Source organism: Natroniella sp. ANB-PHB2 (genome assembly GCF_046097105.1).
Taxonomy (GTDB): domain Bacteria; phylum Bacillota; class Halanaerobiia; order Halobacteroidales; family Halobacteroidaceae; genus Natroniella.
In genome coordinates this window covers 1,792,826-1,810,640 of the sequence record NZ_CP175562.1, presented here as the reverse complement: position 1 = coordinate 1,810,640, position 17,815 = coordinate 1,792,826, and the positions used below count along the sequence as shown (strand labels likewise).

Annotated in this window: 16 protein-coding genes and 1 tRNA gene; 12 read left to right on the top strand and 5 right to left on the bottom strand. The window is 33.8% G+C overall.

The window, feature by feature from the left end; genetic code table 11:
• Positions 1–112 precede the first annotated feature (112 nt).
• From ACKF5P_RS09105 to ACKF5P_RS09070, 8 genes are all read left to right on the top strand, one after another.
• On the top strand, positions 113–1,699 hold the full coding sequence (locus tag ACKF5P_RS09105) for a DEAD/DEAH box helicase (RefSeq protein ID WP_408954891.1): 1,587 nt from the start codon (positions 113–115) through the stop codon (positions 1,697–1,699).
• Between the two features lie 190 nt (positions 1,700–1,889).
• On the top strand, positions 1,890–2,447 hold the full coding sequence (gene yqeK / locus ACKF5P_RS09100; RefSeq protein ID WP_408954890.1) for a bis(5'-nucleosyl)-tetraphosphatase (symmetrical) YqeK: 558 nt from the start codon (positions 1,890–1,892) through the stop codon (positions 2,445–2,447).
• Positions 2,448–2,461: 14 nt separating this feature from the next.
• Positions 2,462–3,652: an LCP family protein gene (locus ACKF5P_RS09095; RefSeq protein WP_408954889.1), complete on the top strand. Its 1,191-nt coding sequence runs from the start codon at positions 2,462–2,464 to the stop codon at positions 3,650–3,652.
• An 83-nt stretch (positions 3,653–3,735) separates the two neighbouring features.
• Entirely contained in the window at positions 3,736–4,086 is a 351-nt protein-coding gene (gene rsfS / locus ACKF5P_RS09090; RefSeq protein WP_408954888.1) for a ribosome silencing factor, read from the top strand.
• A 201-nt stretch (positions 4,087–4,287) separates the two neighbouring features.
• Positions 4,288–4,363, top strand: a tRNA-Ala gene (locus tag ACKF5P_RS09085).
• A gap of 449 nt (positions 4,364–4,812) precedes the next feature.
• Positions 4,813–7,287: a leucine--tRNA ligase gene (gene leuS / locus ACKF5P_RS09080; RefSeq protein WP_408954887.1), complete on the top strand. Its 2,475-nt coding sequence runs from the start codon at positions 4,813–4,815 to the stop codon at positions 7,285–7,287.
• Between the two features lie 367 nt (positions 7,288–7,654).
• A complete protein-coding gene (locus ACKF5P_RS09075; protein ID WP_408954886.1) occupies positions 7,655–8,257 on the top strand; it encodes a helix-hairpin-helix domain-containing protein in 603 nt (200 codons plus the stop codon).
• 1 nt (position 8,258) lies between these two features.
• The gene (locus tag ACKF5P_RS09070; RefSeq protein WP_408954885.1) at positions 8,259–10,586 is read left to right on the top strand and encodes a DNA internalization-related competence protein ComEC/Rec2; all 2,328 of its coding nucleotides are present in this window, start codon (positions 8,259–8,261) and stop codon (positions 10,584–10,586) included.
• Positions 10,587–10,667: 81 nt separating this feature from the next.
• On the opposite strand, the gene ACKF5P_RS09065 is transcribed toward ACKF5P_RS09070, so the two are convergent.
• From ACKF5P_RS09065 to rpsT, 5 genes are all read right to left on the bottom strand, one after another.
• Complete coding sequence (locus tag ACKF5P_RS09065) at positions 10,668–11,405, bottom strand: CAP domain-containing protein (RefSeq protein ID WP_408954884.1); 738 nt, start codon at positions 11,403–11,405, stop codon at positions 10,668–10,670.
• A gap of 71 nt (positions 11,406–11,476) precedes the next feature.
• Positions 11,477–11,836 carry a small, acid-soluble spore protein, alpha/beta type gene (locus ACKF5P_RS09060; RefSeq protein WP_408954883.1) on the bottom strand — a complete coding sequence of 120 codons (360 nt, stop codon included), beginning with the start codon at positions 11,834–11,836 and terminating at the stop codon, positions 11,477–11,479.
• Positions 11,837–11,868: 32 nt separating this feature from the next.
• The gene (locus tag ACKF5P_RS09055; RefSeq protein WP_408954882.1) at positions 11,869–12,138 is read right to left on the bottom strand and encodes a small, acid-soluble spore protein, alpha/beta type; all 270 of its coding nucleotides are present in this window, start codon (positions 12,136–12,138) and stop codon (positions 11,869–11,871) included.
• Positions 12,139–12,182: 44 nt separating this feature from the next.
• The gene (locus ACKF5P_RS09050; protein ID WP_408954881.1) at positions 12,183–12,419 is read right to left on the bottom strand and encodes a small, acid-soluble spore protein, alpha/beta type; all 237 of its coding nucleotides are present in this window, start codon (positions 12,417–12,419) and stop codon (positions 12,183–12,185) included.
• Between the two features lie 193 nt (positions 12,420–12,612).
• Positions 12,613–12,879 (bottom strand): 30S ribosomal protein S20, encoded by a 267-nt coding sequence (rpsT, locus tag ACKF5P_RS09045; protein WP_408954880.1) that lies wholly within the window; start codon positions 12,877–12,879, stop codon positions 12,613–12,615.
• Positions 12,880–13,085: 206 nt separating this feature from the next.
• Between rpsT and ACKF5P_RS09040 the strand changes: the two genes are divergently transcribed.
• The 4 genes from ACKF5P_RS09040 (at position 13,086) to lepA (ending at position 17,814) form a co-directional block, all read left to right on the top strand.
• On the top strand, positions 13,086–13,421 hold the full coding sequence (locus tag ACKF5P_RS09040) for a phage holin family protein (RefSeq protein WP_408954879.1): 336 nt from the start codon (positions 13,086–13,088) through the stop codon (positions 13,419–13,421).
• 19 nt (positions 13,422–13,440) lie between these two features.
• Positions 13,441–14,421, top strand: coding sequence for a GPR endopeptidase (gpr, locus tag ACKF5P_RS09035; RefSeq protein WP_408954878.1), 981 nt, complete (start codon positions 13,441–13,443; stop codon positions 14,419–14,421).
• 234 nt (positions 14,422–14,655) lie between these two features.
• Positions 14,656–15,837 (top strand): stage II sporulation protein P, encoded by a 1,182-nt coding sequence (gene spoIIP / locus ACKF5P_RS09030; protein WP_408954877.1) that lies wholly within the window; start codon positions 14,656–14,658, stop codon positions 15,835–15,837.
• Between the two features lie 174 nt (positions 15,838–16,011).
• Positions 16,012–17,814: a translation elongation factor 4 gene (gene lepA / locus ACKF5P_RS09025; RefSeq protein ID WP_408954876.1), complete on the top strand. Its 1,803-nt coding sequence runs from the start codon at positions 16,012–16,014 to the stop codon at positions 17,812–17,814.
• Position 17,815: the final 1 nt, after the last annotated feature.

The window sequence follows — 17,815 nt, the reverse complement described above, 5'->3', positions numbered from 1 at the left end:
TTTAGTAGGATAATAAAGTTAATTTATCTATAGACTAGCTAAGTATTTATTATCTAAATCACACACATACTACAAAGTAAAGAAATTAATTAAAAGGGAAGTGAAAATTAAGATGAAAACAAAGAAATTTGAAGAATTAAACTTATCAAATGAAATAAAGAAAGCAGTTGAAACTATGGGGTTTGAAGAAGCTACTCCAATTCAAACTCGAGCGATTCCTTATATTTTACAAGGAAGAGATGTTATAGGGCAAGCTCAGACCGGTACAGGAAAGACAGCGGCATTTGGAATTCCAACTTTAGAGATGGTAGATCCTAAAAATAGAGATGTACAATCATTGGTTGTTTGTCCGACAAGAGAACTGGCTATTCAAGTAGCTGAGGAATTAAAACGACTTTCAAAATACAAAAAGAGAATTAATATTTTACCTATCTATGGGGGTCAATCTATTAAGCGTCAAATTAAAGCTTTAAAGAAGGGTGTTCAAATTATAATTGGTACACCAGGAAGATTGATGGATCATATGCGGCGCGGAACTTTAAGATTGAATAACTTAAAGATGGTTATTTTAGATGAAGCTGATGAAATGTTAAATATGGGGTTCAGAGATGATATTGAAAAGATCTTGCAAGGGGTAAAAGGAAAAAGACAGACAATTTTATTTTCTGCAACTATGCCTAAATCTATTTTGAATTTGAGTAAGAAATATCAAAAGAATGCTGAGATAATTAAAGTTGTACGCAAGAAGTTAACTGTACCTAATATTGAACAAGCCTATTTTGAGGTTAAAAGGAGAAATAAGTTAGAAGTTTTATCTAGATTGATTGATATGTATAACCCAAAATTATCTTTAGTTTTCTGTAATACAAGAAGACAAGTTGATGAATTGGTAATTCAACTTCAAGCTAGAGGATATTTTGTAGATGGTTTACATGGTGGAATGAAGCAGCCACAAAGAGATCGGGTGATGAATAAGTTTAAAAATGGAACGGTAGAAATCCTAGTAGCTACAGATGTAGCAGCACGAGGGATTGATATTGATGATGTTGAGATGGTCTTTAATTATGATGTTCCTCAAGACATAGAGTATTATGTTCATAGAATTGGTCGTACGGGACGTGCAGGTAGAAAGGGTCGTGCCTTTACATTAGTAGTAGGTAAAGACATTTATAAAGTAAAGGATATTGAGAAGTATACGAAGACAAAGATCAAAAGGAAAAAGGTACCTTCAGCTAGTGATGTAGAGGAGATTAAGATGAATCTAATGCTAGAAGAGGTAATCGATATTCTAGATCAGGAGAATCTAACAAAGTATATTAAAGTTATTGAAAAGATAAATGAAGAAGATTATACATCTTTAGATATAGCAGCAGCTTTATTAAAACTATTGTCAGAAGAAACTTTGGCCCAGGAAGATACAAAGTTAGAAAATCAGTTTGGAGATACAGGGGCAGAGCCAGGTATGGTACGATTATTCATCAATATAGGAAAGAAACAAAATATAAGACCTGGAGATATAGTAGGAGCAATTGCAGGAGAAACAGGTCTTGCTGGAAATTTAATTGGTTTAATTGATATCTATGATCGATATACCTTTGTAGAGGTACCACGGGATAATGCTCAGGAAGTGTTGGGTATTATGAAAAATAATACGATTAAAGGGAGAAATATTACTATGGAGCCGGCTAATCCTAAATAGATTTTTGTCAATTTAATAGTTGAAAAGTTATTTTTTATTAGAATATATTTTAAGTTTAAGACTGAGGTTAAGGCTAAGTCAACCATTAAATAAAATCATAAGATCCTACTTAAACTTAGACTTAACCTTAAACTTAATTTTAAGATAATAGCTGTCTAATTATCAGTTTGAGTTAGGAGGTTTCGAATTGTTGACAGAAAAAGAGGCAATAAAGAAGCTGGCTACAATGGTGGATCAGGATCGCTTACAGCATAGTATAGGGGTTCGAGATACAGCTATCAAATTAGCTAAAAAGTATAATTGTGATCCTGAACAAGCAAAATGGGGCGGGTTAATCCATGATTGTGCCAAGGGGTTATCCAGTAATAACCTATTGAAAAAGGCAGAACAATTTGGTATAGTGATAGATAGTGTTTGTAGGAAGGTTCCGGAGTTATTGCATGCTCCTGTAGGAGCGGAGTTGGCCATAAGGGAGTTTGGAATTGAAGATGAAGCTATTTTAAATGCGATTTCTCTTCATACCTTAGGAAGTGAAGATATGAGTAGATTAGCAAAAATTATATTTTTATCTGATTATATTGAACCTACTCGAACCTGTCAACCAATCAGAAAATTAAGGAAGATGATACAGGATAAAAGTTTAAATGAATTAGTGAGGATATCTTGTGAAAATACAATCAAATATAATTTGAAGACTGGTGAAATAGTCCATCCGCAAACTATCAAAACCAGAAATTATTTGCTCTAGAGAGGAGTGGAATTATGCCCCGCAATAATAGGTGGACAAGTTACCTACTTGTAATATTAGTTGCAGTTTTATTAATTGGTGGGGGTAATTTAATTATTTTTCGTTATCTTGATTTGGAGAGTGGTTTAAATAATATAGAGCAGGAAGATAAAGCAGAAGTCGAAGTTGGTGGTGAAGAACTAGAAGAGAGGCTTAATATTTTAGTATTAGGTATTGATGCAGAAGCAGAAGAGAGTGAACGTTCTGATACGTTATTATTGGTTAGTATTGATTTAACAACTAATCAAGTTGGAGTAGTATCTATTCCAAGAGATACCAGAGTGAAATTGGCTGATCGAGATAGCTATCATAAAATTAATGCAGCTTATGCTTATGGCGGAGTTGACTTAACTAAAAGAACTGTTGAAGAATTTTTAAGTCTTTCGATTGATAATTATTTAAAGGTTGACTATCAAGGATTTGTTGAGGTAGTAGATGCCTTAGGTGGAGTAGAGTTAGAAATTGAAGAAGATCTTTATTATGTAGATCGAGCTGATGATCTATATATTGATCTAAAAGCTGGAAGTAGAAAATTAGATGGCGAAGATTCTTTAAAGTATGTTAGGTTTCGTGATAATTTATTTGGAGATATAGGCCGTGTACAACGACAGCAGGGATTTTTAAAGGCAGCGGTTGATCAACTATTGAGTTCACAGACTATTTTTAAGTTGCCAGGATTGATTAGAGAAGTAAATGATGCTGTAACGACTGATTTGAGATTGACTGAGATGTTTGAATTAGCTACTATTGTCAATCAATTCAGCTTAGAGCAAGTACAGATGGAGTTATTACCTGGAGTTTCTGAATATATTGCTGGGGTTAGTTATTGGCTTCCTTTAGAACAAGAAGTGGAATTATTAATTGATGCTATGTTTAAGAGAAGAAATTATTTTAATAATCAAGAATTAGACCTGGTTATTTTAAATGGAAATGGAGAAACTGGTCAAGCTCAAAAGGCAGCAGATTTATTATCATTTCAAGGCTATCGTATTCAAGCTATCGAAAATGCCGATCGATTCAACTACCATCAAACTAAGGTTATTTCACCAAATAGTGAATTAGAGCAGGTAGGGGAGATAGTTGATTATTTAGATGGGAAGATATTAGTTGAAGATGGAGTTTCTACTGTGAAAGTTATTGTTGGTAAAAGCACAAACTTTGAGTAAAAACAAGGTTTTTTACTATTAATCTAGAACAATTACAAGTGAGTTTTAAGATAATATAGTTAAGATTGGAGGTTATAAGGTTAATGAAAAGAGATATTGAAAAAATTGCTCAAGAAATTGCTCAAGTTGCTGATGATAAAAAAGCTGAAGATCTAAGAATTTTGAATGTTAAAGGAATTTCTATTTTAGCAGATTATTTTATAATCTGTAGTGGTACTTCTGATACCCAAGTACAAGCTATTGCCAATTCAATAGAGCACACTTTAGAAGAAAAAGAGATTTGTGTTAAAAATAAAGAAGGAATGGATACTGGCAATTGGGTGGTACTAGATTATGCAGATGTAATTGTGCATGTCTTTCATCAGGAACAGAGGGAATATTATAAGTTAGAAAAATTATGGGGTGATGCTGAAGAGTTAGAGTGGCAAGCATAATTGACAACTAATGTTATTTATAATTTTAATCTTGACAAATATTAATTCTTAATTTATAATATTGATAGTTGAATAATTCTCTTAATAGCTATGATAAGGAGTAGTAAGTATTAGCTGAACTCGCCTTGGAGCTATATAAGTGAACTTATAGTAGCTTATACGCTTGACAATCGTTATCTTGTCTAAAGATGATATGAAAATGGGGGTATAGCTCAGTTGGGAGAGCGCTTGTCTGGCAGACAAGAGGTCAGCGGTTCGAGCCCGCTTATCTCCACCAAAATCTTTCATTAAAATAACGCATTGAAGATTTTGGTGCTAGGGCATAGAGCCCGTCGCACCAAAACCTATGATTAATAAAACGCAAGGTTGGTTTTGATGTTATGCGATCGAGGCTGTCACACCAAATTTTTTATTAATAAAAATGCACTGAGGTTTTTGGTATTAGGGCATCGAGCCTATTACATTAACCCTTTGAAGAATAAAATCTTGCTTAGAAATATAAAGTTAGATTTTTGAGGTTATCATGCTAGTCTTCATATCAACTTAGGGTGGTACCGCGTGAAACTCTCGCCCCTATTAAAGATCTTTCTTTATTGGGGTTGAGGGTTTTTTGTAATTTATAAATAACTTAGTTTGAGTTAGAAACTAAAAGAATATAAATTGTTTTTCTGGGGAATAAATAATTAAATGTTATAGATTATTAATTGAGGCCAAAGGGGGATGGAGATGAAAGAAGAGTATAATTTTAAGGAAGTAGAAGAACAATGGCAGAAATATTGGGAAGAAGAAGAGTTATATAAGAGTGAGTTGGAAGAAGATAAAGATGAATACTATGTATTGGAGATGTTTCCTTATCCATCAGGGAATCTACATATGGGACATGTTAGAAATTATTCGTTAGGTGATGTGTTTGCTCGTTTTAGAAATATGGAAGGATATAATGTTTTGCATCCAATGGGCTGGGATGCTTTTGGACTGCCTGCTGAAAATGCAGCAATTAAGCGGGATATTCACCCTAATGATTGGACTTGGGATAATATTGAAAATATGAAAGAACAATTTAAAATGTTAGGTTTGAGTTATGATTGGGAGCGAGAGGTAGCTACTTGCCACCCTGATTATTATCGTTGGACACAATGGCTCTTCCTACAACTTTATAAGGAAGGGTTGGCTTATAAAGAAAAATCAGTTGTTAATTGGTGTCCAAGCTGTCAGACAGTATTGGCCAATGAGCAAGTGGTTGATGAAGAATGTGAACGTTGTGATAGTGAGGTTATTGATAAGGAATTGGAGCAATGGTTCTTTAAAATTACCGAATATACTGAACAATTGTTAGCTGATCACCATTTATTAGAGAATTGGCCCCAGCGAGTTAAGACAATGCAGAAAAATTGGATTGGACGTAGTGAAGGGGGCGTAATTAAGTTTCTTATAAAAGATAGTGAAGAAGTGTTGGAGGTTTTTACTACTCGTCCGGATACGATTTATGGTGCGACTTATATGGTATTGGCCCCTGAACACCCTTTGGTTGAAGAGTTAGTAACAGGGACTGATAAAGAAGAAGAAGTCAAGGGATTTATTGCTCAGATTACAGAGCAAGATGAGGAGGAAAGAACTGGTTCTGATACTGAAAAGGTTGGAATTGATACAGGGATTAAAGCAATTAACCCAATAACTGAAGAAGAAGTTCCGGTAATGATTGCTAATTATGTCTTAATGGATTATGGAACTGGTGCTATTATGGCGGTTCCTGCTCATGATGAACGTGATTTTGAATTTGCTAAGAAGTATGAATTGCCAATTAGGGTTGTTATTCAACCAGAAGATGAAGAGTTGACAGCTGAGCAATTGGAAGAAGCATACACAGGAGATGGAGTAGTTGTTAATTCGGAACTTTTGAATGGTCTATCAGCAAATGAAGCTTTCAATAAGATCATTACTTATCTAGAGAAGCATAAGTTGGGGCGAAAGGAAGTTAATTATAGATTAAGAGACTGGTTAATCTCTAGACAAAGGTATTGGGGGACACCGATTCCAATTATTTATTGTGATAACTGTGGTGTTGTAGAAGTACCTGAATCTGACCTACCTGTTGAATTACCAACGAATGTTGAGTTTACAGGGACGGGCCAATCTCCTTTAGCCAAGGCAGATGATTTTGTAAAGACGATCTGTCCTGAATGTGGTAAGAACGCTAGGAGAGAAGTAGATACTATGGATACATTTGTTGATTCATCATGGTACTATTTAAGATATACAAGTCCAGATTTTACAAACTCAGCTTTTGATACCGAAAAGGCAAATTATTGGATGAATGTCGATCAGTATATTGGTGGAATTGAACATGCAATTTTGCATTTGCTTTATTCAAGGTTCTTTATGAAGTTTTTAAATGATCAAGGATATGTTGATTACAAAGAACCTTTTGATGATCTATTAACTCAGGGAATGGTATTACTTGATGGAGCTAAAATGTCCAAGTCTAAAGGAAATACTGTTGATCCTCTAGAAATCCTAGATAATTATGGTGCTGATGTAGCACGTTTATTTATCTTATTTGCTGCCCCTCCAGAAAGGGATTTAGATTGGAATGATGAAGGGGTAGAGGGAGCAGAGAGGTTCTTAAATCGAGTTTGGAGATTGGTTGCCCAAAATATTGAAGAGATTAAAGGTGTAAGTAAAGGTTTTGAGATAACAACAGAAGCTGATAAAGAGCTACATCGCCAATTACATGTTGCGATTAAGAATGTAACAGTTGATATTGGAGAAAGAAAGCAGTTGAATACAGCTATTAGTGCTATTATGGAAGTGGTAAATAGTGTTTATAAATATTTAAATGATTTTGGTGAGCTTAATTATCAGTTGTTAAGAGAGGTTATTGAGCAAATTATTCTACTTTTAGCTCCATTTGCTCCACATATGACAGAGGAGTTATGGTCTCAGTTAGGATATGAGGAGAGTGTTCATCAACAAAGTTGGCCCGAATATAATGATGAGGCAATTAAGAAGGACGAAATCACAATTGTAATTCAGGTTAATGGTAAGGTTAGAGATAAGGTAGAAGTAGCTGCTGATATTAAAGAAGATAAGTTAAAAGAGGTTGTAAAGGAACAGGAGAATGTGCAGCGGTATTTAGAGGGGAAAGAGATCATTAAAGAGATTGTTGTTCCAAAGAAGTTAGTTAACTTGGTAGTTAAGTAAATAATTATAGTTGACCATGTACTTATAAGTACATGGTTTTTTTATTTGTATATTAGTTGAATCGTATTAAAGCACATGAGTTAATTTTTAAAGAGTTGAAGTGAAGTTTTATTACAATATTATGGCACTTTTGATTTGGCGGGTAGAAATGATATTTGTAGGGGCAGGTCTCTGTGCCTGCCCATGTTAAATCACGGGCGACCACGGAGAGTCGCCCCTACAAAAACACATTCTTTTACGAACGAAAAGTGTCACATTATATCAATTATGAAATTAGCTGTTAAATTAATAGATATGATATTTAAGTTCGCCTTAAAATTGTATAAATAAATCATAACAGGAAAAAATATGAACGAGGTGAGATTTAATGAAATTAAAAAAAGATGATTTAGTCTTAATAGGATTACTCATTACTGTTATGATAGTTGGTATAATGTTAGTTGTTAGAAATAATCAATTGAATTCACAGAAGTCTATTGAAATTAGTTCTAGTACAAAAAGAGAGCTTGAGATTGAAAAAGAAGAAGAATTATTAAAGCAGAAAGAAGAAGAGGAGAAGATATTTATTCATTTAGGGGGAGCAGTTGCTGAACCAGGGGTTTATAAAATTGAAGTAGGAACAAGGTTATATCAAGTTATTGAACAAGCAGGCGGGCCAACTGCTGAGGCTGACTTGAATACAATCAATCTTGTAGAGCAGTTAAGGGATGGAACTAGAATAATGATTCCATATCAAGGTAGTACTAGTTATGATGAAGTAGATGTTAATATGGTTGGTAGTAAGCTTAATATTAATGCTGCTACTCAAAAAGAGTTAGAAACATTACAAGGAGTTGGCCCTGCTTTGGCTGAGCAAATTATAGAGTATCGACGCCAAAATGGTGGTTTCAGTGAATTGACTGAATTAAAGCAGGTATCTGGGATTGGGAGTAAGACTTTTGATAATTTAAAGAGTCAGATTACATATTGAAATGAAAGTAGATAGACCATTAGTTATAATTTGTAGTGCTTTGGTCAGTGGTTTGGTTTCTGCGTATTATCTCGCAATGAATAATGAATTACTATTAGTAGTTCAAATCTTAACTATTTTGTTATCTGTTTTCTTTATCGTATTGTTTTATCGACGTTCTTCTAAATTAATGGTTATTAGCTGGCTATTAATCTTTTTAATAGGAATAATTTATTTAGGGAGTATTGAATTAACATGGCAAAATGAACCTTTAGGAGAGATATTAGGAGAAAGAGTAGAGATTGAAGGGCGAGTTGTAGAAGTGGAAAAGACTCATCAAGGAATGAGGTATCTTTTGAGTGATTTACAGGTAATTGATTTTGATTTGAGTAGCCAGCAAAAAGTTCTACTATTTGATTGGACTGATGCTGAAGAGAAATTAAATTATGGTGATCTAGTTAGGATTGAGACTGAATTAGAGTTGGCCCCTCGCAAGAGAAATCCAGGAGGCTTTTCATATCGAGATTACCTTAAAAGAAATGGAATTTATGCTCTCGGACATCTCAACTCCACTTCTCAAATAAAACAGATTGGAAGAAGAGTAAACTTTTTTCTAAAACAAATTTTCAATTTAAGAGGTCAAATTAATCAACTACTTGATGACTACTTCTCTACACCAAATAATTATATTCTGCAGGCATTATTATTAGGGAATAAATCATTATTACCACCAGAAGTTGAGAATGATTTTAGAGAAGTAGGGTTAAGTCATTTGTTAGTTATTTCTGGTTTTCATATCGGGTTACTTAGTTATATAATTTATTTTATCTGTAAGAAGCTGAAATTATCTGAAAGGATTATTTTTATTTTAAATCTTTTAGTTCTAAGTAGTTATCTATTACTTACTGGTTGGCAACTACCAGCTTTGCGTGCTGTTATCTTGATCAGTTTAATCTTATGGGGGAAACTTTTAAAACGCAGGGTAGATATCTATAATTTGTTGGCGGGAGTAGCATTAATTATTTTAGTAATTAACCCATGGAGTCTATTTACAGTTAGCTTTCAGTTATCATTTGGGGCAGTAATAGCTATCAGCTACTTAACTCCTTTAATTAGTATCAAGCTCCCTTTTTGTTCAAAGGTTAATAATTTATTAGCAGCATCGATAGCTGCTCAGATTGGTTTATTACCTATTTTGGTTTATTACTTTAATCAAATTTCGATAATAAGTGTGCTAGCTAATTTATTATTAACACCCTTGATTACAGTTGTATTATGGCTTGGTCTGCTTTTTTTAATTGTAGTATTTATCTGGAGCGCTGGCGGTATTGTAATAGCTAGTATTATTGAAGGTTTGTTAGATTTGAGCCAATTGTTAGTTAGGTTGTTGATTGATAATTTATGGACGACAGTTTCAATTGCTAGACCTGCTCTAATTACAATTATTATTTATTATCTTTTAATCTATTATCTAATCAAACACTTAAAATCGGATTCATTCTCTATCAGTCAATTTAGGAATAAAAGAAAGCTGATTATCAGTTTAAGTTTGCTCTTGATTTTGATATTTCAATTTGGCTTTAATAATCAGCAACACCTTAAGATTATCTTTTTTGATGTTGGACAAGGGGATGCTATTTATTTAAGTTTACCAACTGGTCAAAGAGTATTGGTTGATACAGGAGAGGAAGGAGTAGAAATAAAGCAGTATCTGAGAAGTAGAGGAATTAGGAGCTTAGATTCGATTTTGATTTCTCATTTTCATTGGGACCATGCTGGTGGAATGAAACCATTAATTAAAAATTTTGCTATCGATCAAGTCCTTTATCCTCCTAATATTAAAAAGAGTGAATTAGAGGTTAAAGTTAGAGAGAAGCTAGAGAGAAATAGAATCGAACATAATCAATTAGTTGCAGGTGATGATATAAAAATCTGGCCTTTAGAGATTGAGGTTTTAGGGCCAACCTTTCCATTATTAGAAGAGAGTGCAGCAAATAATAACTCTTTAGTGTTAAAAGCTATTTATGATCAATTTAATCTCTTATTGACTGGAGATATAGAAAAAGAAGCTGAGAAAAGGTTGCTTAAGCAAGGGTTTGATTTAGAAAGTCTTGTATTGAAGGTAGCTCATCATGGTAGCATTAGCTCTAGCATTGAAGAGTTTATTAAACAAGTCAATCCTGAATTAGCAGTTATTCAGGTTGGAGATAATAACTACGGCCATCCACATCCAACAGTAATTGAGCGATTTAAACAAAGAGGAATAAAGCTATTAAGAAATGATCAGAATGGAGCGGTTATTATGACAACGGATGGACAACAATACAGCTATCAGACTTTTCTAGATTAAAAAAATTAATCCCTGTTTGCAAGCAGGGATTAATTGTTTGTTAGGATTTACTTAAACTTAGTCTTAGACTTAATCTTATACCTAGGGTCTAATAAAAATCTGTGTCCAATAAGTTTCTCCATTTCCGTTTTGAGCATAGCCAACACCAATTTCGGTAAATTCTTGACTTAAGATATTTCTTCTGTGACCTGGTGAATCCATCCAACTTCTAACAACCTGTGTAGGACTTCTTTGGCCCTTGGCAATGTTTTCTCCTGCTGCTCTAAATTCAACATTATATTGTTCTAACATATCAAAAGGGGAGCCATAAGTTGGAGATTGATGGCTAAAATAGTTGTTATCTCTCATATCTTCAGATTTTCTACGAGCTACCTGTGATACCTGTTGGTTATGCTGATAAGGTTCTAGACCTTCTTTTTCTCTTTCAACATTAACTAATTCTACCACTTCAGCTTCATAAGCAGCAATATTGTCATCTTCTACTGGTGGTTCTCTTTCTGTTGGTTCTTCTTCCACTTCCTCTTCAGGTGGTAGAACTTCTTCTTCCGTTACCGGTTCATCTTCAGTATCTTCAGCCTCTGGTGGAAGGTAGACTCTATTTCCAGGGTGAACTAAGTCTGGATTTTCAAAGTGATCATTGTTTCTTATTAAGCTCCTAAAATTGACTCGGTGTCTTCTTGAAATCTGCCATAAGCTATCTCCTTGTTGAACGATACATAGTTTTTGCCCTTCATGTTCTGATCTTGCAGTTGCAAACTCTAAATTTAAAGAAAGTAAGCCAAATAAAACAAGACTAAAAATTAATAATTTTTTCCTCATTTATATCCCTCCTAAATTATAATAAGCGGTGCTTTAAAGCACCGCTTATTATATTGTTTTTTAGTTTTAAATTATCCTTGTGGCTCAAATTTACCAGCTTTTTGACTTAGGTTGTGACCATTTCCGTTTTGATTTTGTTCATTGGTAGCTTGAGTAGCATTAGTTGTAGGAGCTCCATTTTGATTAGTAGTAGCTTGTGCTTGAGGAGCACTTCCATTACCATTGGCTAATTGATTTTCATATTGTTCAACCATCTGCTTAACCATCTGTCCTCCAACAGATCCACATTCACGAGAAGTCATATTACCCCAGTAACCAGATTTATACTCATCAGAAACATTTAACTCTTGTGCAGCCTCTAATTTAAATTTATCAAGAGCTTGTCTAGCCATAGGATTAACTAATCGATTATTATTGTTACGAATACTCATTTGTCTCATCTCCTTTTATAATATTAGTTTGATTATTGATTTTGTTGGTTTTGTGCATTAGTAGCTTGTGCTTGAGGAGCACTTCCATTACCATTAGCTAGTTGGTTTTCATATTGTTCAACCATTTGCTTAACCATCTGTCCTCCAACAGATCCACACTCACGAGAAGTGATATTACCCCAGTAACCAGATTTATACTCATCAGAAACATTTAACTCTTGTGCAGCCTCTAATTTAAATTTATCAAGAGCTTGTCTAGCCATAGGATTAACTAATCGATTATTATTGTTACGAATACTCATTTATTTCATCTCCTTTTATGATTATTAGTTTAAAATATTAATGATTAATTAGTAATTTGAGTAGTAGTGCCATTAGCCAATTGATTTTCATACTGTTCAACCATCTTTTTAACCATCTGTCCTCCAACAGAACCGCATTCACGAGAAGTGATGTTGCCCCAATAACCAGATTTATACTCATTAGAAACATTTAACTCTTGTGCAGCTTCTAATTTGAATTTATCAAGTGCTTGTCTAGCCATAGGATTGACTAAACGGTTACTATTGTTGCGAATGCTCATCTCTTTCACCTCCTTGTTTATCTTGTACTTCTAGTTTGTTGATTTAGAATTTAATTCATACTAGAAACTTCTAGAATGATTATTAAAGTTTGAGATTAATGAAATTAAAGATTATTTTTTTAAAATTTTAGCTATTTATAAAATATAAAGAGGTGTTATCTGATATCAGATAACACCTCTTAATTAATCTAACTTAAGCAGTTAATTTATTAAATTTTCTATCTAACTTAGATTTTTTGCGTGCAGCAGTATTTTTATGGAACAGACCTTTATTAGTAGATTTATCAATAGTCTTTTTAGCTTCTTTTAGCTTTTCTTCAGCCAATTCTACATTACCAGCTGCTACTGCTTCTTCAAAGTCTTTAATAGCAAGCTTAACCTCTTCTTTTCGCTGGCGATTAAGTTCAGTCTTCTTTTTAGTAACTCTAACTCTTTTCTTTGCAGATTCAGAAGTTGGCATTTCGGTCACCTCCTTATATATGTATATTGATTTAATTATCATCTTCTTTGCTAAGCATATAAATTGTATCATACAATTATTTAAAACGCAAGATGAAGATTAGAATTTAAGAATTTAATTTGTATAAATAAGTATCAATTACTATTAATGAATAGAGAAAATAAAACTGGTTATGATAACTATAACTGAAAAGGAGGAGATAAAATATGGTAGACTGGGTAGGAGCAATAGTCAGATTAATTGTCTCTGCTTTTGTACTATTAGGAATAGGTTTTTTGTTGCCAGGTGTAGAAGTAATTGGGTTTACTAATGCTTTAATTGCTGCTGTTGTAATTGCTCTCATAGGATATTTATTGGAAAGTGTATTGGGAGAAGATATATCTCCTCAGGGGCGAGGGATAATTGGATTTATTACAGCTGCTGTTGTGATTTATGCCACTCAATATTTAGTAGCAGGTATGTCAGTGACTGTAATTGGGGCTTTATTAGCAGCATTGACAATTGGAATTATTGATGCATTCGTGCCAACGCAATTACGATGAAAATAAAGGAGGAAATTAAATGGATAATTTAGCATCATTAACAGATTTAGCAGTTGAATCTAGAAATATAGCTATAGAGAGAACAGGGGGAGAAATATCTGGAGTCACTCTTGATGAAACTGAGGTTGACCATGCTAAAATTACTAGAGTAGAAGTTTTAAATGAACAAGCTGGGCAACAAATAGGAAAGTCTCCTGGTAATTATGTTACGATTGAATCTGAAGATTTTCGGTCTGGGGATCGCCAGGTTCATGAATATCTTAGTGGGGTAGTGGCTAATGAACTCAATAATATTATGGACTCTTCCTCACTTGGTCAAAATAATGGTGAAGAAACAATCTTAGTAATTGGTTTAGGGAATTGGAATACAACTCCAGATGCCTTAGGGCCAAGAGTTTCTCATCATTTATTAGTTACTCGTCATTTATATGATGATGCACCTCAAGATTCGAGAGAAGGAATGAGATCTGTCTGCTCATTATCTCCAGGTGTCTTAGGATTAACAGGAATTGAAACAGCAGAAATTATCCGAGGGGTAGTTGATCGAGTTCATCCTCAACTAATAATTGCAATTGATTCTTTAGCTGCTAGAGAAAGTTCTAGATTAGCTTCAACAATTCAGATTAGTGATACAGGAATTTATCCTGGCTCTGGATTAGGAAAGCAGAGAATTGGGATTACTGAAGAAGATATGGGGGTTCCTGTAATTGCAATGGGAATGCCTACAGTAATCAATTCTGTTAATATAGTTAATGATACTATTAACCATCTAGCAAATAATCAGAATGTTGCTGGTGAAGTACAACAGATGATCCAACAAAATAATATTTCTGAACAGTTAATTGGAGAGATTTTGCAGCCATTTTTAGGTGATTTAATAGTAACACCAAAAGGAATTGATAAGTTGATCGGTGATATTAGTAGAATACTAGCAGGAGGAATTAATGTAGCTTTACATCCAGATATTAAAGCAGAAGATGTGTCATTATATTTACAATAAAATTTATAAAATAAAAAAAGCTCTAATCTCAGCTGAGATTAGAGCTTTTTTTATTTTTAAAATATTTATTAATGATTTTTCAATATTAAATGCTTTGCTTTAAGGTTATAAATTTATTCTAAAGCACATAAATTTTTTATAGTTAGGAAAATTGTTTTTAGATGTGTTAGATGATTGAAGTTACCAGTGGATAGCTTTATTTAGTAATGATACAAAAAATAGGAAGTGGTATTTATGTTCAAAAATCGCTCTAACTTTCTAATTAGTGTACTTATACTTTATGCTATTTTATTATTAATTTTTGGTACCCTAATAATTAATAAATATAATTTTTCAGTTAAGAGGATACCTCTAGGAGAGTTTTTTAAGGAGAGTAATTTATCCTACTATTTGCTTGAATTAGTATATTTAGATGATTTTCATTCAAAACTTGTTTTAAAGAAAGGTTTTCCAGTTGTCAGGGTCAGTCCAAATTTAGTTTTAGAAGAGGTAGTATCTAAAACTGATATTGTTTTTAATTTTATAGTGGGATTACCTCCTTCATTTTTTAATAAAGAGGGGAGGCAAAAAGAGGTAAGAAAGGTTAGTTCATCTAGCATGGAAGAGATGAATAATGAGCAAGAGAAGTTAGAGACAGAAAGTAGCCATCAAGATGAGCGAGTTGAGATAAAGCTTTCACAACAGAAGTCAACATCACAAGGTGATGACTCAGAAACGAAAAACCTATTAAACTATTTAGAGGAGTTAGAGATTAAAAGAAAAGAAGATATTGGTGGTGATAGGGGGCAAGAATTTACTACTCCAGTTGTAGGTATTTATCATACTCATACAGCAGAGAATTATGAAGATCCAACCAATGATTTCCGAGCACTACCAGGCGAAAAAGGGGATGTAGTAGCAGTAGGGAAGCATTTAACTGAAAGGTTGAAAAAATATTATAATATTCCAGTTGCTCATTCGACTGAAGTTCATGACCGAACTTATGCTAGATCATATATCAGATCCTTAGAAACAGGAGAGAAGATGATAGAAGAGAATTCTGAGTTAGAGATGTTATTTGATATCCATCGTGATGCCATCCCTAATGCTACTAAAGATTTAACAACAACTACGATTGATGGGGAAGAAGTAGCTAAGGTTATGATTGTTGTGACTAATAATAATTATGGTCTTCCTCATTCGGAATGGCAGAAGAATTTTGAGTTTGCTAAACGGTTGGCCCATCAGATGGAAAGGAAGTATCCTGGCTTATTAAGGGAAGTTAAGTTGATTGATAATCGACGATATAATCAACACCTTCATCCACATGCTTTGTTATTGGAGGTAGGAGGGACTGAGAATACCCTTGAAGAGGCGAAAAGAGCAATGGATCTATTTGCAGATGTAATTGCTAGTATGATTGAACAAGGGATTTAGAAGAAAATTTACTATCTTGATTAATAACAAAGGGAGTGTTATAATTATATAATGAATTCTATAAATTGAATCAATAATTTTCTTCAATATGATTAAACTAAGTTTTTTTCTAGACTCTAAATGACTAAGTGAAAAAGTTAAATTTAATTTATATAGATAATAAGGAGGGCCAGGATGGGTACAGTTAAGCAAGAGAATATCAGAAATTTTTCGATTATTGCACATATTGATCATGGAAAATCTACTTTAGCGGATAGATTACTGGAGTTTACAGGAACTATATCCGAAAGGGAGATGGAAGAGCAGTTATTAGATACGATGGATTTAGAAAGGGAACGGGGAATTACTATCAAGGCACAAGCAGTGAGGATGAGTTATCAAGCTGATGATGGAGAGGATTATATCTTGAATTTGATAGATACTCCTGGTCATGTTGACTTTTCTTATGAAGTATCTAGAAGTTTAGCTGCTTGTGAGGGAGCTTTATTGGTCATAGATGCTGCTCAAGGAATTGAAGCACAGACTTTAGCGAATATTTATATGGCATTAGAGAATGATCTAGAGCTAATTCCTGTCATTAATAAGATTGATCTGCCTAATGCTAATCCAGATAAGGTTAAAGAAGAGTTAATTGATATTGGGATTGATCCTGATGAAGCAATCTTAACTAGTGCTATTGAAGGGATAGGTATTAAAGATGTATTAGAAGCGGTTGTCGATAGGATTCCTTTACCTTCTGGAGAAAAGGACAAGCCGTTAAAAGCATTAATCTTTGATTCTTTATATGATCCTTATCGAGGAGTAATCTCTTATTATAGAGTAGTTGATGGAGCAATTAAGCCGGGGATGGAGATTAAGATGATGGCTACGAATACAGTTTTTGAGGTTAGTGAAGTAGGTACGTTCAGTCCTCAAATGAAGAAGGCAGAGCAATTATCAGTAGGAGAGGTAGGGTATGTAGCAGCTAGCATTAAGGATGTTAAGAATGCTCAGGTTGGAGACACTATTACTGATGCTAATGATCCTACTGAAGAGCCATTGCCAGGTTATCAGCCTGCTAAGCCGATGGTCTTTTGTGGTCTATACCCAGTAGATGGTAAAGATTATGATCTTTTACGGGATGCTTTAGAAAAATTACAGCTCAATGATGCATCTTTGACATTTGAAGCAGAGACTTCTGAAGCTTTAGGGTTTGGTTATCGAACTGGATTTTTAGGGTTATTGCATATGGAGATTATTCAAGAAAGGCTAGAACGAGAATATGATTTAGATTTAGTGACTACTGCTCCTAGTGTAATTTATAATGTCCATCACGAGAATGGAGAGGTATTAAAGGTTGAAAATCCAGCCAATATGCCTGATAAGCATCAGATTGAAAAGATTGAGGAGCCGATTGTGGAAGCTCAGATTTTATTGCCAGAGGAGTATGTTGGTTCAGCAATGGAGTTGGCCCAAGATAAAAGGGGTCAATTTAAGAATATGGAGTATTTAGATCAGGTTAGAGTAAAATTAACTTATGATCTTCCGTTGAGTGAGATTGTTCTTGATTTTTTTGATAAATTAAAGTCTAATACTAGAGGTTATGCTACTTTTGACTATGAATTTAAAGGTTATCAAGAAGCAGATTTAGTTAAATTGAATATTTTAGTCAATAAAGAATCGGTGGATGCGTTATCTTGTATAGTTCATCGTGATTTTGCCTACGAAATTGGTCGTGAATTGACTAAGAAATTGAAAGAGAATATTCCTGAACAGATGTTTAAAGTGCCAGTACAGGCTGCTATTGGTAATGATATTATTGCTCGTCAAACAATCAGGGCCAAGCGTAAGGACGTACTCCAAAAATGTTATGGGGGAGATGTTTCTCGAAAGAAGAAGTTGCTTAAAAAGCAAAAAGAGGGTAAGAAACGAATGAAACAGGTTGGTAGTGTTGATATTCCACAAGAGGCATTTATGTCAGTATTAGAGATAGATTAAG

Excerpts from the sequence above, each read along its gene's own strand:
- ACKF5P_RS09105 (WP_408954891.1), top strand. The coding sequence starts at position 113 with ATGAAAACAAAGAAATTTGAAGAATTAAACTTATCAAATGAAATAAAG.
- ACKF5P_RS09095 (WP_408954889.1), top strand. The coding sequence starts at position 2,462 with ATGCCCCGCAATAATAGGTGGACAAGTTACCTACTTGTAATATTAGTT.
- rsfS (WP_408954888.1), top strand. The coding sequence starts at position 3,736 with ATGAAAAGAGATATTGAAAAAATTGCTCAAGAAATTGCTCAAGTTGCT.
- leuS (WP_408954887.1), top strand. The coding sequence starts at position 4,813 with ATGAAAGAAGAGTATAATTTTAAGGAAGTAGAAGAACAATGGCAGAAA.
- ACKF5P_RS09075 (WP_408954886.1), top strand. The coding sequence starts at position 7,655 with ATGAAATTAAAAAAAGATGATTTAGTCTTAATAGGATTACTCATTACT.
- ACKF5P_RS09070 (WP_408954885.1), top strand. The coding sequence starts at position 8,259 with ATGAAAGTAGATAGACCATTAGTTATAATTTGTAGTGCTTTGGTCAGT.
- ACKF5P_RS09065 (WP_408954884.1), bottom strand. The coding sequence starts at position 11,405 with ATGAGGAAAAAATTATTAATTTTTAGTCTTGTTTTATTTGGCTTACTT.
- ACKF5P_RS09060 (WP_408954883.1), bottom strand. The coding sequence starts at position 11,836 with ATGAGTATTCGTAACAATAATAATCGATTAGTTAATCCTATGGCTAGA.
- ACKF5P_RS09055 (WP_408954882.1), bottom strand. The coding sequence starts at position 12,138 with ATGAGTATTCGTAACAATAATAATCGATTAGTTAATCCTATGGCTAGA.
- ACKF5P_RS09050 (WP_408954881.1), bottom strand. The coding sequence starts at position 12,419 with ATGAGCATTCGCAACAATAGTAACCGTTTAGTCAATCCTATGGCTAGA.
- rpsT (WP_408954880.1), bottom strand. The coding sequence starts at position 12,879 with ATGCCAACTTCTGAATCTGCAAAGAAAAGAGTTAGAGTTACTAAAAAG.
- ACKF5P_RS09040 (WP_408954879.1), top strand. The coding sequence starts at position 13,086 with ATGGTAGACTGGGTAGGAGCAATAGTCAGATTAATTGTCTCTGCTTTT.
- gpr (WP_408954878.1), top strand. The coding sequence starts at position 13,441 with ATGGATAATTTAGCATCATTAACAGATTTAGCAGTTGAATCTAGAAAT.
- spoIIP (WP_408954877.1), top strand. The coding sequence starts at position 14,656 with ATGTTCAAAAATCGCTCTAACTTTCTAATTAGTGTACTTATACTTTAT.
- lepA (WP_408954876.1), top strand. The coding sequence starts at position 16,012 with ATGGGTACAGTTAAGCAAGAGAATATCAGAAATTTTTCGATTATTGCA.